The sequence below is a fragment of the Mesorhizobium sp. ZC-5 genome, assembly GCF_025753855.1.
GTDB lineage: Bacteria > Pseudomonadota > Alphaproteobacteria > Rhizobiales > Rhizobiaceae > Neomesorhizobium.
This window is the reverse complement of the sequence record NZ_JAOWPT010000004.1, coordinates 583,746-598,173: the sequence shown is the minus strand read 5'-3', so window position 1 is coordinate 598,173 and position 14,428 is coordinate 583,746. Positions and strand designations below refer to the sequence as shown.

Sequence of the window (14,428 nt, the reverse complement as noted above, 5' to 3'; positions counted from 1 at the left end):
CTGCCGGTCGTGTTGTTGTCGGCAATCGCCACAGTGCCACCGGCAACCCCCTCGTCACGCGGCGGAACATCAAGCACCGACAACGCCAAGCTTGGAGCATAAGCACGAAGATAGCCGATCTTGATCTCGACGATCTGCTTTTCGGGCTTGGCCGGCTGGGTTTTCGCGGGCGCGGTCGTATCCTGCGCAAGCGCGGCGGACACGTTGACGCCCGCCAGAAAAAGTCCGATGAAAGCCGCGAGAGTGTTTGGCACCATGCTCTTCATAACTATGCGTTCATTTACATGCGCCGCCCGCCGGCCGAAAATCGGTCGGAACGGCGCAAAAACTCTGGTGCCGAAATGAACTTAACCCAGTCTTTTTCATACGCAAACCCCAGAACCTTACTTTCTACGTCAGCTTTGGCTTGGCCTTTTGCAGGAGCGACAGATGGCGGTACGGCATTTGTCGTCTGTATGAGAATGTATGAGGGAATGACTGGGAGTGCCACCGTATGACAAAAATGCTGGCCAGCGTCACCGGGCCTGACGAAGCCGAAATCGCCATCCTGGGCGGCGCCGACATCATCGACCTGAAGGACCCGAAAGCCGGCGCGCTCGGAGCGGTTGCTATCGAAACCATCCGGCGCACTGCAGCACAGGTCGCGGGGCGCCGGCTCACCAGCGCGGTCTGCGGCGACCTGCCGATGCAGCCGGAGATCATCCGCGCCAGGGTCGAAGAGATCGCGGCAACCGGTGTCGATTACATCAAGATCGGTTTTTTCCCTTCGCCGGATGCGGGGGCCTGTTCGGAGATACTGCGGCCGTTTTCGCAAAAAACCAGGCTGATCGCCGTGCTTTTTGCGGATTTGGCGCCGGATTTCGACCTTCTGCCTCAACTTGCGCGAGATGGGTTTCACGGCGCCATGGTCGATACCGCCGACAAGGCGAATGGCCGGCTGCTCGACCATCTGCCGCCGGCGCGCATTCCGGCATTCGTTGACCGCGCCAAGGCGCTCGGCCTGGCAGTCGGGTTGAGCGGATCGCTGGAAGCGCCTGATGTTCCACGGCTGTTGCCATTCGCACCGGATTTTCTGGGGTTTCGCGGTGCGTTGTGCGGCGAGGGCGGGCGAACCCGCGCGATCGACTTGCAGGCCGTGGAAGGGATCCGCGCGCTCATCCCCGAGGAAAGGCAGTCCGGCCGTTCATCGAGGGTCGACTACCGCCTGCTTGCGGCGCGCGGTTATGCGCCGGGAGCGGCCGATCCGGCACTCGGCACCGACAAGATCTTCGTGCGCGACTTCGTGCTGCCGGTGGAAATCGGTGCCTACAGTTTCGAACACGGCCACACCCAGAAGGTGCGTTTCGATGTCACCGCCGAGGTCTTGCGGGTTACCAGCAATCCCGAGGACATGCGCCACATCGTCTCCTACGACCTCATCATGGACGGCATCCGCGCCATTGTGGCGCGAGGCCACGTGCAGTTGAGCGAGGCGCTGGCCGAGCAGGTCGCAGCACACGTGCTGGAAGATCCGCGGGTCACGCGCGTCACTGTGCGGGTGGAGAAGCTCGAGCTCGGGCCGGCTGGCGTCGGCGTCGAGATCGAACGCAAGCGCGCCAAGCAGCAGCCTTCCGCGTTGCGGCCGGATGCGATGTCCGGACATCAAGGAAAGAACGTCCAAGACCCTGGCAAGAAGGGCTTCACCGCGTGAAGCGTGCCGTCGTCAAGCTGGGCGGCAGCACGGCTCTCGATGCCGAAATGGATGTTTGGATTTCAGCCCTTGCCGGGTCGGAACTGCCGCTGGTCATCGTACCCGGCGGCGGACCTTTCGCCGACCAGGTGCGTCAGTCCCAGCAGCGCATGGGCTTTTCCGACAAGGCGGCGCACGCCATGGCGATCCTTGCCATGGATCAGTTCGGCCATGTCATCCTCGACCGTGACGGCCGGCTGACCGCGGCCCATACGCGCCAGGACATCGAAACCGCGCTATTGGACGGAAAAGTCCCGGTCTGGCTGCCGTCGGCATGGGCCATCCCGGCGCCTGATATCCAGGCCTCCTGGGACATCACCTCGGATTCGCTCGCCGCATGGCTGGCAGGCGCCATCGACGCCGAGGCGCTGCTTCTGATCAAGCAAAGCTCGGATTTCTTCGGGCATGACGACATCGCCGGCCTGACGAAAAGGGGCATTCTGGATGCCGGGTTTGCGTCGATGCTGCCGGCGGGGATCGATCTCCATCTCGCCAGCCCCGTGGATGCGGCTGGTGCCGGCGCGTTGCTCACGTCCAGCCGATTGCCGGGGACGAAAGTGCAGCTTGCGGCCAGCCCGGCGCGCAAAGCAGGATAGGCGATGGCCAAACTGCATACCCCGCGCTGGGCCTGGGTCCTCACCGGCTCCGGCCATTTCTTCACGGAAAGCTTCGCGCTCATCCATGAACTCGAGCATTGCGATGTCTTCGTCTCGAAGGCAGCCGCCGAAGTGCTGCGCATGTACAAGTTGAAGCTCGACTTTCCCGACACGATGCGCGTGCTGCACGACAAGACGGCGAGCGCGGTGCCGGTCGGCGAATTCTATCACGGCGTCTACCATACGGTGGTGGTGGCGCCGGCCTCGTCCAACACGGTCGCCAAATGCGTGCTCGGCATTTCCGACACGCTCGCCACCAACGTCTTTGCCCAGGCGGGCAAATGCCGGGTGCCGGCGATCGTCTTTGCCTGCGATACCGCCCCCGAACTGGAAACCATGGCGCCGCACGGCCTGGTCAAGGTCTATCCGCGCAGGATCGACCTCGAAAACACCGAGCGGCTGAAAGCTTTCGAGCGCACCACAGTGGTGGAGTCGCTCGCCGAACTGAATGCCGCGATCAGCGCGCGCCGCGCCGAACTTGAAGCCGATGAATAGCACCGGGAATAGTGCCGGGGACAGTTTACTTTCTTTCCGCAGAAAGGCCGCGGTGGCGGAAAGTTCGCGCGGGCGGAAAAAAGTAAACTGTCCCCTGAGTTTCTACCGGCGTTCCCATGGCTGAGCGCATCGCCTTCATCACCGGCCATCTGGCGCGAGCGCGGCTGGAAAAGGTGCTTTCAGCGCTCGGCACCACCGAATTCTCCTGGGAGATCGTCGACATCGGCGTGAAGGTGGCGGCGCTGATGACCGAGGACATTATCCGCCGCCGGCTTAAGCTTCCCGAAGGAGCCGACCGGGTCATCCTGCCTGGCCGTTATCGTGGCGATCTCGACCGGCTTTCAACGCATTTCGGCGTGCCGTTCGTGCGTGGTCCGGACGAGGTTGCCGATCTGCCCGCCTTCCTCGGTCGGGCAGGGCAGCCGCCCGATCTTTCCCGTCACGACATACGCATCTTCGCCGAGATCGTCGATGCACCGATGTTGCCCGTCGACGCGCTGCTGGCGCGGGCGCGGGCACTCAAGCAGGCCGGTGCCGACGTCATCGACATCGGCTGCCTACCCGAAACGCCGTTTCCGCTGCTTGGCGATGCGGTGCGGGCGCTGAAGGCGGAGGGTTTTGCGGTCAGCGTCGATTCCGCCAGCATCGACGAATTGCGTGTCGGCGCAAGGGCAGGGGCCGATTTTGTGCTCAGCCTCACCGAGGAGACGTTGCCGCTTGCCTTCGAGCATGCGGTGACGCCGGTGCTGATACCTTCTGCGCCGGGTGATCTCGATTCGCTCGGCCGCGCGATGGAAGCCGCGCAAAAAGCCGGTATTTCCTTCATCGCGGACCCGGTGCTCGATCCGATCCATTTCGGCTTTGCCGCATCGCTCGGACGTTTCCTCGAGGCGCGTCGGCGCTGGCCGGACGTCGAATTGCTGATGGGCACCGGCAATCTTACCGAACTCACCGACGCCGACAGTTCGGGCGTCACGGCAATGCTCCTCGGGCTGTGTTCCGAGCTTGCGGTCCGCAACGTGCTCGTCGTGCATGTCAGCCCGCACACCGTGAGCACCGTCGAGGAGCATGACGTCGCCCGCCGCATCCTGTTCGCGGCCAGGGAGGACGGCGCGCTGCCGCGCAGCTATCACCCCGGCCTCCTGCAAGTGCACGACCGCAAGCCGTATCCCGCTTCGACCGAGGATATCGCCGCGCTCGCAGCGGACGTGCGCGACGCTAATTTCCGCATCTTAACCGCCGAGGACGGCATCCATATCTTCAACGGCAAAGGCCATCATCTCGCCACCGACGCATTCGAACTCTTCGCCCGGCTGGGCGTTGAGGATGACGGTGCGCATGCTTTCTATCTCGGCGCCGAGCTGATGAAGGCGGAGATCGCGTGGCGGCTCGGCAAACGGTACGTGCAGGACGAGCCGCTTGCCTGGGGTGCCGCCGCGCCGGCGCCGGAAGCCGACAGAACGCGGCTCGCCGAGGCCGGCCACACGCTCAAGGCGAAGAAAAGCAGGGAGTGACATGACTTACATCAGAGAATGCATCGTCACCACCGCCGACAAGGACGGTAAGGTGCATATTGCGCCGCTCGGCATCATCGCCGAAGATGACGGCTGGATCATCGCGCCGTTCCGCCCGTCGACGACGCTCGACAATCTCACCCAGATTCCCTTCGCGGTCGCCAGCTACACGGACGACGTGCGCATTTTTGCCGGCTGTCTCACCGGCCGCAAGGATTGGCCGCTGGCGCCCATCGACGGTTGCGCGGTGCCGCGGTTGCAGGCCGCGCTCGCCCATTCGGTGTTGCAGGTCGTCAGGGTCGACGATGACGGCGTGCGGCCGCGGCATTTCTGCCGGGTGGTGAGCGAAGCCAGCCACGCGCCGTTCACCGGCCTCAACCGCGCCAGGGCGGCGGTGCTGGAACTCGCGATCCTGGTCAGCCGGCTCGGTATGCTGCCGCGCGAAAAGATCGAGATGGAGATAGAGTATCTTGCCATCGCCATCGAAAAAACCGCCGGTCCCGAGGAGCAGGAGGCCTGGGGCTGGCTGATGGAGCGCGTCACGCAGCATTTCGCCGGCAAGGACGCCAATGGTGAAGATGTGCGGGCCGCCAAAAGCTAACCGTCTGACTTCAGGAACTCGATGATCGTCTTGCGTTGCGCGGCATCGGTAATGCCGCCATAGGGTTTCATGCTGTTGCCGCCGACCACCTGGTCGGGGTTGGCGATGAACTGGTCGAGGTTGGCCTCGTCCCAGGTGATGCCGGACTGCTTCATTGACGACGAGTAGTTGTAGTCCTGCAATGAGCCGGCCTTGCGACCGACTATGCCGGCGAGATTCGGACCCTGCCGGTTGTCGCCTTCCTTCATCGTGTGACAGGTGCGGCAGCTGTTGTTGAAAGCGGTCTGACCGTTGTCCTGAGCGAGCGCGGGAGTGCAAGTCAGCCCGCCGACGAACATCAGCGCGAAAAGGCGCTTGTTCATGTCGTCCTCCGGTTTCTGGTGCCGAAGGCACAACGTCTGCGGGTCAAAGCCGTTCCGTGACGCTGAAGCTACTCGTGCGTTCGTCAGGCCGCCTCACTTCACCGGCGCCAGCACCCGCGCTTCCCAGGCTTCCGCGAAGCCGCTGTTGCGTTCCTCATCGTTCCAGGCAAGGGCCGGGCAGCGGGCAAGCACGGTGCATTCGCCGCCTTCGACGCACATATTGCCGGCATCGCCGGTGAAGGTGAGCTTGGCGGTGCCTTGCGCTGTTTGCCCTTGCGCCGGTGGCCCGCCAAAAATCTTGCAGCTCAGCTCGGACGTGCAGCGCATGTGCTGAACCGGTTCCGGAAGCTCGCTGGCGGTGCCGTCGAAGATGACGATCAGTCCGTCAGCATGAACGACGCCCGGCGTCTTCACGCACGAAAACTTGACGACCTCCTCGGGCATCGGTTCCGGGCTGGTGAAATTCTGGTACCACAGTCCGGCGATACCATCAGGCAGGCTTGCCGGTGCGAGCTTGGTCCAGATACGCACGGTGCCGTCCTGTGCCGCGGTAAACACCCGTTCGCCGTCAGGGCTGAACGCGGCGGAATGGATGGGAGCGCCATGGCCCGTCAGCACGGCGATCTCCTCGCCGCTGCCTAGCTCCCACAGGCGTGCGTTGCGATCGTAGGATGCGGTGACGATACGGGCGCCGTCGCCGCTGAAGTTCGCGTCGAGCACGTCGTCCGGATGCTGGAGGACGGCGATCTCGCCGCCGCTGGCGGCGTCGAAGATGCGGGCCTTGTCGTCATTGGAACCCGTGACGAGGCGCATCCCGTCTGTGCTGAAGGCGACCGAATTGACGGCGTCGGAATGGTCGAGGACAAAAACCTCGCGGCCGCTGCCGGCATCCCACAGGCGCGCTGTCTTGTCCTTGGAGGCCGTGGCCAGCCGCTTCCCGTCCGGACTGAAGGCGGCGTCGACAACTTCTCTCTCATGCCCTTCGAGGACCGCGAGTTCACGGCCGCTGTCCACCTCCCAAATGCGCGCGGTGCCGTCGGGAATAGCCGTGACGATCCGCGCGCCGTCGGGACTGAAGGCGGCGGAGTAGACTCCGTGAGAGGTCTTTTGCACGGCGATCTCGCGGCCGCCGGAAACGTCCCAAACGCGCACCGTTGTGTCTGGCGATGCCGAGATGTTTGCCGCTACCGTGGCAAGGCGCGCGCCATCGGGGCTGAAAGCAGCGAAATACACAACCTTGCCGTCGCCCTTTAGCAGCGCGATTTCATCGCCGCTGGCGGTGTCGCGCATGCGCACGTTGCCATCTGGAAGCGCGATCAAGCGCAGCTTCCCGTCCGGGCTGAACATGACCGCGGTTACGGCACCTTCCTCGTACAGCGTGGTCATGTCGTAGGTTTCGCCGGCGCGCGCCGCGTTTTACGCCCGGTCCAATGCCGGCGACGGCCAGCAGACTGACCACCGCAAGTGTTGCAGATCCGAGAAAGTTCATCCGTCTCTCCGGAGCCGGACGACCGGTAGCCTGCCCGCCGCTCGAGGCGATTTTACCCAATGTCAGGCCGGTTGTGAACCGGCATCGGGGATAGCGGAACGTGGTCTCAGGCCTGCTGCATTCCTGCCAGCAACGCCACGGCACTTGCCGGTGCAGCGCTGCTCGCCTCGCCGCGCACCGCGTCGTCGACCGGGATGAGGTCGGCGAAGTCGATGAAGCGCCGCTCCATGCGTTCGGCCAGCCGTCTGAGCTGCCGGCGCCCTGTGCCAGCGCCAACGATCGGCGCATCGGCGGCGAGGTTTCCGGCGGCCCGAAACGCCGCGTCATGCACCAGCCGAAGCTGCTGTTCGCTGAACCAGCGCGCCACCGTCCGCCATTCCTCCGGCTCGAGGTCGGCGGCATCGCGACCGACCATGCGGGCGATGCGTGCGGTTGAGCCGGCAATGGTTTTCGCCTGGCCATCGGCGGAAACGTGCTTGTCGTCCTTCTCGTCGAGCACGCCGAGGATGCGGTGAGCGTCGGCCATCGAGGCGAAATATTCATTCATCAGCGGTGTCAGCCGGCCGCGCACCGGCGCCGACGACGCCACGCCGAACAGGAAGGTGCGGGTGAAGCCGGTGTAGACCAGTTCGCCGGAAAGCAGCCGTTCGGCGTCGGTATAGCCTTGGCCGGTAACCGCGCCGCCGCTGACCGGGATCAGGTCGGTGGTCGTCGAACCCATGTCGACGAACAGCGCCTCGCCGGCGAGTTTCGCCACCAGGGACGCCGTCGCGTGCCAGTTGGCGGAGGCGATGTCGTTGGCGAGGCCGGCGGCTTCGTTCATGCGCACGAAGCCGGAGCGGCCGGCATAGACCAGCTTTTCGCCGCCCGGAAAATGCGTGGCGATGCGTTCCAGCAGTCCGGCGACGCCCGCCTCGCGCGAGGCAAAGACGTCCGACAATTCACCGGTCATGGTGAAGGCGTTGATATCGGTCCCGGCGTAGACGGGGGCAGCTTCGCGCAAACCCGCGTCGAGGTGGTCGAGGCCTTGCCAGAGCGGCGTGGTGATACTCACGGCCTGCACGATGCGGCCGTTCTCGGCCCGGGTCACCTTCAGGTGTGCGCCGCCAATGTCGAAACCGGCGATTGTTGTCTTTCCTTTTTCCACGCTTCAAGCTTTCATGTTCGCGGCGGACACAGTGCAGGAAAAATCGTGCGTATCATCCCGGTTCTCGACTTGAAAGACGGCCAGGTGGTGCGCGCCGAAAGGGGAGAGCGCCACCGTTATCGGCCGATCGTGACGCCGCTTGCGGAAAGCTCCGATCCCGTCGCGGTCGCGCGAGGGTTGCGCACCCTCCACCCGTTCCAGACCTTCTACATTGCCGATCTCGACGCCATCGCCGGCCTTGCGCCCAATCGCGATACGCTTGCCCGGTTGCGCGGTCTGGCTGACGCGCCCGAACTCTGGGTGGACGCCGGCTTCGCCGATGCAGGACCACTCGAGGCGGCGCTCGCTGCGCCGGGTGTCTGCCCGGTGCTCGGTTCGGAATCGCAGGCCGACGATACCCTGCTTCGACGTCATCGCGATCATCCGGACCTTATCCTGTCGCTTGATTTTTTTGCTGACGGGCTTTTCCGCGGCCCGCCATCCCTGCTCGAAAATGCCGATCTGTGGCCGCGGCGGGTCATCGTGATGACGCTCGCCAGCGTCGGCTCCGGCGCCGGCCCTGATTTTTCCAGGCTGGCTGAAATCAGGGCGCAAGCCGGCGACCGCGACATCGTCGCGGCGGGCGGCGTGCGCGATGAAGGCGATATTCGCGCGCTGGCTTCGGAGGGAGTTGCCGCGGCACTTGTCGCGACGTCCCTGCACAACGGCACCCTCACCGCGGAGCAGATAGCCTCGCTCCACGGCTGAGTACCGAAAACCCATGCATCGCGTCCGAAGGGCTGTGAAAAACCCTTCGGAACGCTTCAGAAGCCCAGGAGCTTTTGCAACCGGCGCAACAGACCATCCGGCTCGCCAGAGGGTTTTGCCTGTGCGGGGCTGTCTCTTGTCTAAGAAGCGGCGGCGCTGAAAGGATGCTTGACGGTATCCCGTTGCGCGGTTGCTTCGGCTGCCGTCGGCTTGCCTTCGACAGCCCGCTGGATGGCTTCCTTCGTCGCCTGGTAATTGTACTGCTGGATCTTGGCGTCGTCGTCGGCTTCCCAGTGGATGAACACGCCGACGCAGATGAACAGGTCGTCCGCTTCGTTGGCGGGGATGATCCCGTCCGCGACACTGTCCTGCACCGCCTTTGCCACCGCGAACTGCGCTGGTCCGAACATCTGCACAGCCTGCTTGGCGCCCTTGATCGTGACCTTGTTGAACATCACGGTGTTGGGCTTGCAGGGCATGTTGGGCGCGATCACCGCGAGCAGGCTGGTGAAGCCGTCCTTGTTGTTGGTGAGCGCGTTGCAGAATGCCGCTTCGACCGGGCTTCCCCGCGGTCCGATCAGGAGGTCGATGTGTGCGACTTCGTTGCCGTCCCCGACAAGCGATTCACCGACCATAACTTTTGAGATCTTTGCCATGCCAATTTTCCTCCAAGACACAATTATGGTGTCCAAAGACGCCGCAACCGAGCGGGCGCTCGATGGACGACTATCCTTGTTGGCAGCGTCCGGTTGGCCCGGACCGGTTGGCTAGATAGCCGCGGAAGGATTACCTCCCGCTGCGGAAATTCAACCACCAAGCCTGCGCTTATGCAAGTTCGCTGCGGAGATTGTGGACTAAAAGACAAGCTACCGTCAGATCGGCGGAGGTGCCGGGGTTGATGCCGCGCTGCTTGAGGCTGGTGTCGAACTCCATCAGCAGGCGGATTCGTGCTTCCTTGCCGGCGGCGGCGTCGAGCGCGGTCTTGACGGCGACAGCCTCCCGCCGCACCGCCTCGGCCACGTCGGCGCCGTGCTTGCGCGCCACATGGCTGTCCGAGAAGCCGGCGAGGAAGGCCATGTAGGCGAACACCGTGGGCCACATACCGTTCTCGCCCTGCACCAGCGCGGCTTCGTATGCGGCTATTCCAGCATCGAAAACATCGGAAAAATCCGTGACATACTGGCGGGCGATCATATCGCGGTCGGCAGCCTCGCGCATCGCGTCGAGCAGCGGCACGGCAGGCGCGTCACGCACGTCGTGGGCATCCGCCGAACCCAGGCCGCCGGGCGAGGCAGCCACGATCGCCTCGAACACGGCCCTCGCGTCGTCCATGGTCATGTCGCGCAGGACAGCGGCGAGATTTGCGCGAAGGTCACCCTCCATCCCGGCGGCTTTGACTAGCGGTGCGCAAAGCAGGAGAATGCCGAGATTGGTGTTCGTGCCGACCGCCTGGCGCGTTGTCCGTACCGCTTCGAGGATGCGCTGGCCGACAGGCAGTGCCGGATCGGTCAGCGGCGTGGCCGAAACGCGGGCGCTGTCGAGAAACTGCTGCGCCGACATGCGGTGGCCGTCGGCAAAGACATGCACATTGCCCGGCTTCAAGGCGTCGATCTCCTGCCGGCAGGCAGTCTCGTACGCCGCCATTATCCTCTGGCGCGAAAGCCGCATGTCAGGAATTGGCCGGCGCGGTGAAGCGGTGTGGCCTCGGCGGAGCCGCGGCCGCCCGGCGCTCGGCAAGAAACGCCAGCAGGGCTTCGGCGATGGCGCCGGCCACGTTGACGGAGGCGACCGACTGCAGCCCCGACCAGGCCGGCATACTGTTGACCTCCAGCACCAGCAGGTTTCCGTCGGCCGCGGGCACGATGTCGACACCGGCGAAATCCGCGCCGACGGCCGCCGCGGCGGCGATCGCGAGGAAGGCAATTCTCTCCTCGTCGGCGCCGGAGATCTTTTCCGGCACGGCGCCGCGATTGACGTTGGTGATCCAGTCGTCGCCGCGGCGACTCATCATCGCTACCATCTTCCCGGCGCAGACAAAGACCCGGTAATCGCGAAACGGCGGACCGGCCCGCGGCACGTAGTGCTGCAGATAATAGACGCCGTCCACATCGTCGTCGGCGGGAAGATCGTCGAGCGTCCGCACCAACTGGATGCCTCGGCCTTGCGCGCCGAACAGCGGCTTCAGCACCAGCGGGGTTGCCGGAAGCTCGCGCGCGGCTATCTCCCGTGCCGCTTCCAGCCCCTCGACGGCGAAGGTCCGGGGTGTCGGCAGACCGGCATTGGCGAGCAGGAACGTGGTCATCGACTTGTCGACGCAGCGCTCGATGGCCCGCGCCGAATTCCACACCGGCACCCCAAGCTTGCCAAGCGCATGCAGAATGCCGAGGCGGCGGGTGATCGCCTCGAAGGAGCCGGCGGAAATGGAGCGCACCAGCACCGCATCGGGCAGCGCGCCATGGAATCCCGGTATCGCGATGCCGGATTTGCTTGTCGTGTCGAAAGCGAGTGCCGCGAGCGGCATGTTGATCGCCACCGCGCCGCGCCGCCGGAAGCTCGCGGCAAGGTTCCGGGTGCGCTTTTCCGAAGTGTCGTTGAGGACGAGGATGCGAGGGATCATTCACATGACCTTGGACATGGATTGCCTTGACCGCAAGAGCCTCGAAGGACGCACTGGCATGACATCCGTCATCCTGAGGTGCGAGCCGCAGGCGAAGCCTCGAAGGGCCATCAACCGAGGCTCTGCTGGAGCATCTTCTGGTCGCGGGCGCCGGCACGGAATGTATCGCCGCTTTCGATCGCCGTCACGATCACTTCCGCAGGGCTGAACAGCAGCGGATCGATGGCGTAGAAATCGCCCTTGAACTTCTTGAAGATTGTCGCGAAGGGCTGGCCGTAGTCGCGCGACGCCCGGCTCGGCAGTTTTTCGGCAAGCGCCCTGGCGTCGTCGGCGCTTCCCTTGACGAAGAGTTGCGCGAGCCCGCCATAGATGATGGCGTCGTTGGTGCGACCCATCGCGGTGAGAAAATCCGGATGTGGCGCCGGGATCGGCGCCGCGGCCACGCCGTCGACGATGTTCTCAAGCGGAAACTTCAGGTCGTTGGCCTTGTGCAGCGCCACCTCCAGCACCCGCGAAACGATCTGCACCGTGCCGGCGAGGCTCTGCGTCGGGGCGTAGAGGAAGGTGAGTTTTTCGGCCGGCAGCTTCGTCGCCTTGGCGACCTTCTCCACCACCGCCGGCGGCGGCGGTTCGGCGGTCTCGAGTACCAGCACCGCCGATTTCGCCTTGTCCTTGTAGGAGAGCGTCTCGAACAATGGCTCGACGCGCGCCAACGCCCGCGCCGGTCCGGAGCCCATGGCAAAATAGCCGCCGCCGGAAAGGTTCCAGCCGGCATACTGGCTGCCGAGGCAGGCCAGAACCGGCTGCGACGAGCGCACCTCGACACTGAACGGCCACCTTTCGGAGACGCGGTCGATCACCAGCGAAACGTCGCCCAGCCCGCCCATCGCTGCTTCGGCGATGCGCAGGCCGGCCTCGATGCCGCCGGCCGTTTTTGCGCCGGCGTCGATCAGCGTCTCGCCGAGCGAGCCCTTCGACACGGCAACGCGCAGGCGCTCAGCGTCGCCGATCATGCCGTCGGCGATCTTCTGCGCATTGTCGTTGAGGAATGCCGTGCCGTCCTTCATGTGCGGGCTTCCCATTCCGTTTCAAGCGCGCGCACATTTGCCCTCACGGCCTTGCGCGTCGCCGCCGCGCTCGGCCCGGTCGCAAAGACAGTGCAGACCGGGTCGCCGGGCGAAAGCCGCGTGCCCGCCGATTGATGGTCTGCGGTCCAGTCCGGCCACTCGATTGCCGGAAACGCCGCCACCGGCGTCGTCGCATAGGCGATTAGTTGGGCCATGCTGTCGGTGAAGTTCGGCAGGCGGTAGGGCTCGCCGCGCGAGGCGCGCAGATGCGCCTCGATGAGAGGCGCGTCGAAACTGTCGAAGATGTCGAGCGTCGCGCCGGGCCGCGGATTGATTTCGATCAGGTGATAGCCGTCGGCGGTCTTGATGAAGTCGGCGCCGCAGAGCCCGGTCAGTGTGGCGCGAGCCGTCAGAGCCGACAACCAGCCGCCGATCATCGCCATGTCCCGCCGGTCGAAGCGCCGCAGCCGCACCGCGCCGCCATAGCGGTAGGGCAGCCCGGGGGCAGGCGACGTCCACTGGCGGCTGAACCCGACGATGCGTGCCGTGCGGCCGTCGCCGACGAACAACGCCGAAATGCTCTGCCCGCGCAGGAAACGCTGAAAATACCGCCCTTCGGCGGCATCTTCACCGTTTGCCGGCCGGACATGCGCTCCGCCTCCCGCGCCCGCTGTCTTGACCAGCCAGCTTTCCGGATCGCTGGGCCGGCTACGGGAAAATTCCGGATGCGGGATGCCGAGTTCGGCGCAATCAGCGGCCAGCCGCTCCGGGTCCTTTACCCGGCGGATCGCGGCGCCGCGGTTTCCCGCCAGCGGAAATTTCCGTGCGACCGCGTCGACGAGATCCGGCTTGCGCTCGAAACCCGAGCCCAGCACCACGGCTACCGGAGCGTCGTCCCCGGCAAGCATCTGCAGCGTTTCGACCAGGCGCGCATCGTCGATGCCTTCGTGCAGGGCGCCTGGCAGCATCGTCGTGCGGCCAGACAGTGCAACCGTGTCGGTGTCGCAAAAAAAATCCGCGACTAGCGGGCGATAGCCCGCTCGTCTCGCCGCCGCAGCGAGCGCCCGGCCTGAAATGGCCGCTATCAGCAGTGTCGCGCCGTTATTTGGCGATCTCGCGTGCAAGGGAAAACGCATCCTGGAAGTCGAAAGTCACAGTCTTTTCGGATTCGATCATCTTCTTGAACAGACCGAATTCCGTTTTGTATTTCACATTGCCGATCGCCAGCGGGCCGATGCCGACAGCTTTTGTCGTTTCAAGCGGTTCGGCATTGGCATGCACGGTCAGCCCTTCGATGCCGGCCGGCGGCACCGCGTTGACGTCGGCAGCGATCAGCAGCGCATCGGCGCCGGCCAGTTCGACCTTCGAGATCACCTGCACGCCGGCTTTGGCCGCGGCCAGGATCACCTCGCTCGCCGCGACGATCTTCTTTCTCTTCGCCGTGCTCGAGCCGTCGACGGGATTGACCGTCGTGCCGAAGCGTTTCTTGATTTCCGCGGCGACCTTGTTGACGCGCTCGGTGCCGTCATGGCCGACGATGGTGACCTTGGCGCCTTCCTTGGCCGCGATCACCGCCGTGCAGAAACCGACAACGCCGGTGGCGCCGAAAATGGCGATGCGCGTGCCCTCGAGCCCGCGCTCGAATTTCTTCTGCAGCGCCTTTTCCACCTTGGCTACCATAGCGGCGGCCGTGGTGAACGAGCCGGCGGGGTCGGCGAACACCGAAATCTGGAAGGGCGGCACCATCGCCTTCTTCGCCGCGTCGAACATGTCGAGCGACAGCGAAACGTCCTTGCCGGCGATGAAGATGCCCGTGTCGATGCCGGCATCCGGCGGCCGCGAGAAGATCGCGTCCTGTACCAGCCCGGTTACCTCGGCAAGCTTCACGTCCACATAAGGCACCACCGCGTCGAAGCCGGCATCGAGCGCCATGTTCACGTCGAACGGGCTCATCTGCCGCAATGGGGTGAGCATGTGGAGGATGTGTTTGCGTGCCATTCTTCG

15 protein-coding genes and 1 pseudogene are annotated in these 14,428 nt (G+C 64.7%); 6 read left to right on the top strand and 10 right to left on the bottom strand.

Going from position 1 to position 14,428, the window contains the following annotated elements; genetic code table 11:
- Positions 1-257 (bottom strand): annotated as a pseudogene (locus tag OHD58_RS15055) (branched-chain amino acid ABC transporter substrate-binding protein); the annotation flags it as partial.
- A gap of 236 nt (positions 258-493) precedes the next feature.
- On the opposite strand from OHD58_RS15055, the gene OHD58_RS15050 reads away from it, so the two are divergent.
- The 5 genes from OHD58_RS15050 (at position 494) to OHD58_RS15030 (ending at position 4,995) form a co-directional block, all read left to right on the top strand.
- Positions 494-1,690, top strand: a complete 1,197-nt coding sequence (locus OHD58_RS15050) for a (5-formylfuran-3-yl)methyl phosphate synthase (protein ID WP_263804205.1) — start codon at positions 494-496, stop codon at positions 1,688-1,690.
- Positions 1,687-2,325 (top strand): dihydroneopterin aldolase, encoded by a 639-nt coding sequence (locus tag OHD58_RS15045; protein WP_263804204.1) that lies wholly within the window; start codon positions 1,687-1,689, stop codon positions 2,323-2,325. The genes OHD58_RS15050 and OHD58_RS15045 overlap by 4 nt, the downstream gene beginning before the upstream one ends.
- Positions 2,326-2,328: 3 nt before the next feature.
- Complete coding sequence (locus tag OHD58_RS15040) at positions 2,329-2,880, top strand: flavoprotein (RefSeq protein ID WP_263804203.1); 552 nt, start codon at positions 2,329-2,331, stop codon at positions 2,878-2,880.
- Positions 2,881-2,996: 116 nt separating this feature from the next.
- Complete coding sequence (locus tag OHD58_RS15035; RefSeq protein ID WP_263804202.1) at positions 2,997-4,394, top strand: DUF6513 domain-containing protein; 1,398 nt, start codon at positions 2,997-2,999, stop codon at positions 4,392-4,394.
- A 1-nt stretch (position 4,395) separates the two neighbouring features.
- Positions 4,396-4,995, top strand: coding sequence for a DUF447 domain-containing protein (locus OHD58_RS15030; protein WP_263804201.1), 600 nt, complete (start codon positions 4,396-4,398; stop codon positions 4,993-4,995).
- Here the strand turns inward: OHD58_RS15030 and OHD58_RS15025 are convergent.
- From OHD58_RS15025 to OHD58_RS15015, 3 genes are all read right to left on the bottom strand, one after another.
- Entirely contained in the window at positions 4,992-5,357 is a 366-nt protein-coding gene (locus OHD58_RS15025; RefSeq protein ID WP_263804200.1) for a c-type cytochrome, read from the bottom strand. The genes OHD58_RS15030 and OHD58_RS15025 overlap by 4 nt on opposite strands.
- A gap of 93 nt (positions 5,358-5,450) precedes the next feature.
- Complete coding sequence (locus OHD58_RS15020; protein WP_263804199.1) at positions 5,451-6,743, bottom strand: WD40 repeat domain-containing protein; 1,293 nt, start codon at positions 6,741-6,743, stop codon at positions 5,451-5,453.
- A 209-nt stretch (positions 6,744-6,952) separates the two neighbouring features.
- Positions 6,953-7,993, bottom strand: coding sequence for a hydantoinase/oxoprolinase family protein (locus OHD58_RS15015; protein WP_263804198.1), 1,041 nt, complete (start codon positions 7,991-7,993; stop codon positions 6,953-6,955).
- A gap of 45 nt (positions 7,994-8,038) precedes the next feature.
- On the opposite strand from OHD58_RS15015, the gene OHD58_RS15010 reads away from it, so the two are divergent.
- Positions 8,039-8,740, top strand: coding sequence for a HisA/HisF-related TIM barrel protein (locus OHD58_RS15010; RefSeq protein ID WP_263804197.1), 702 nt, complete (start codon positions 8,039-8,041; stop codon positions 8,738-8,740).
- A 140-nt stretch (positions 8,741-8,880) separates the two neighbouring features.
- Here OHD58_RS15010 and fae read toward each other — a convergent pair whose 3' ends face one another.
- The 6 genes from fae to OHD58_RS14980 all read right to left on the bottom strand — a co-directional run bounded on the left by fae (position 8,881) and on the right by OHD58_RS14980 (position 14,422).
- Complete coding sequence (fae, locus tag OHD58_RS15005; protein ID WP_263804196.1) at positions 8,881-9,396, bottom strand: formaldehyde-activating enzyme; 516 nt, start codon at positions 9,394-9,396, stop codon at positions 8,881-8,883.
- Between the two features lie 169 nt (positions 9,397-9,565).
- Positions 9,566-10,408 carry a triphosphoribosyl-dephospho-CoA synthase gene (locus OHD58_RS15000; protein ID WP_263804195.1) on the bottom strand — a complete coding sequence of 281 codons (843 nt, stop codon included), beginning with the start codon at positions 10,406-10,408 and terminating at the stop codon, positions 9,566-9,568.
- Position 10,409: 1 nt separating this feature from the next.
- Positions 10,410-11,357 carry an ATP-grasp domain-containing protein gene (locus tag OHD58_RS14995; protein WP_263804194.1) on the bottom strand — a complete coding sequence of 316 codons (948 nt, stop codon included), beginning with the start codon at positions 11,355-11,357 and terminating at the stop codon, positions 10,410-10,412.
- Positions 11,358-11,467: 110 nt separating this feature from the next.
- Positions 11,468-12,424 carry a methenyltetrahydromethanopterin cyclohydrolase gene (gene mch / locus OHD58_RS14990; protein WP_263804193.1) on the bottom strand — a complete coding sequence of 319 codons (957 nt, stop codon included), beginning with the start codon at positions 12,422-12,424 and terminating at the stop codon, positions 11,468-11,470.
- Positions 12,421-13,548, bottom strand: coding sequence for an ATP-grasp domain-containing protein (locus OHD58_RS14985; RefSeq protein WP_263804192.1), 1,128 nt, complete (start codon positions 13,546-13,548; stop codon positions 12,421-12,423). Before OHD58_RS14985 ends, mch begins: the two co-directional genes overlap by 4 nt.
- Positions 13,526-14,422, bottom strand: a complete 897-nt coding sequence (locus OHD58_RS14980) for an NAD(P)-dependent methylenetetrahydromethanopterin dehydrogenase (RefSeq protein WP_263804191.1) — start codon at positions 14,420-14,422, stop codon at positions 13,526-13,528. The genes OHD58_RS14985 and OHD58_RS14980 overlap by 23 nt, the downstream gene beginning before the upstream one ends.
- Between the last annotated feature and the right edge of the window lie 6 nt (positions 14,423-14,428).

Excerpts from the sequence above, each read along its gene's own strand:
- OHD58_RS15040 (WP_263804203.1), top strand. The coding sequence starts at position 2,329 with ATGGCCAAACTGCATACCCCGCGCTGGGCCTGGGTCCTCACCGGCTCC.
- OHD58_RS15000 (WP_263804195.1), bottom strand. The coding sequence starts at position 10,408 with ATGCGGCTTTCGCGCCAGAGGATAATGGCGGCGTACGAGACTGCCTGC.
- fae (WP_263804196.1), bottom strand. The coding sequence starts at position 9,396 with ATGGCAAAGATCTCAAAAGTTATGGTCGGTGAATCGCTTGTCGGGGAC.
- mch (WP_263804193.1), bottom strand. The coding sequence starts at position 12,424 with ATGAAGGACGGCACGGCATTCCTCAACGACAATGCGCAGAAGATCGCC.
- OHD58_RS15020 (WP_263804199.1), bottom strand. The coding sequence starts at position 6,743 with ATGACCACGCTGTACGAGGAAGGTGCCGTAACCGCGGTCATGTTCAGC.
- OHD58_RS14995 (WP_263804194.1), bottom strand. The coding sequence starts at position 11,357 with ATGATCCCTCGCATCCTCGTCCTCAACGACACTTCGGAAAAGCGCACC.
- OHD58_RS15030 (WP_263804201.1), top strand. The coding sequence starts at position 4,396 with ATGACTTACATCAGAGAATGCATCGTCACCACCGCCGACAAGGACGGT.
- OHD58_RS15025 (WP_263804200.1), bottom strand. The coding sequence starts at position 5,357 with ATGAACAAGCGCCTTTTCGCGCTGATGTTCGTCGGCGGGCTGACTTGC.
- OHD58_RS14980 (WP_263804191.1), bottom strand. The coding sequence starts at position 14,422 with ATGGCACGCAAACACATCCTCCACATGCTCACCCCATTGCGGCAGATG.
- OHD58_RS15050 (WP_263804205.1), top strand. The coding sequence starts at position 494 with ATGACAAAAATGCTGGCCAGCGTCACCGGGCCTGACGAAGCCGAAATC.
- OHD58_RS15035 (WP_263804202.1), top strand. The coding sequence starts at position 2,997 with ATGGCTGAGCGCATCGCCTTCATCACCGGCCATCTGGCGCGAGCGCGG.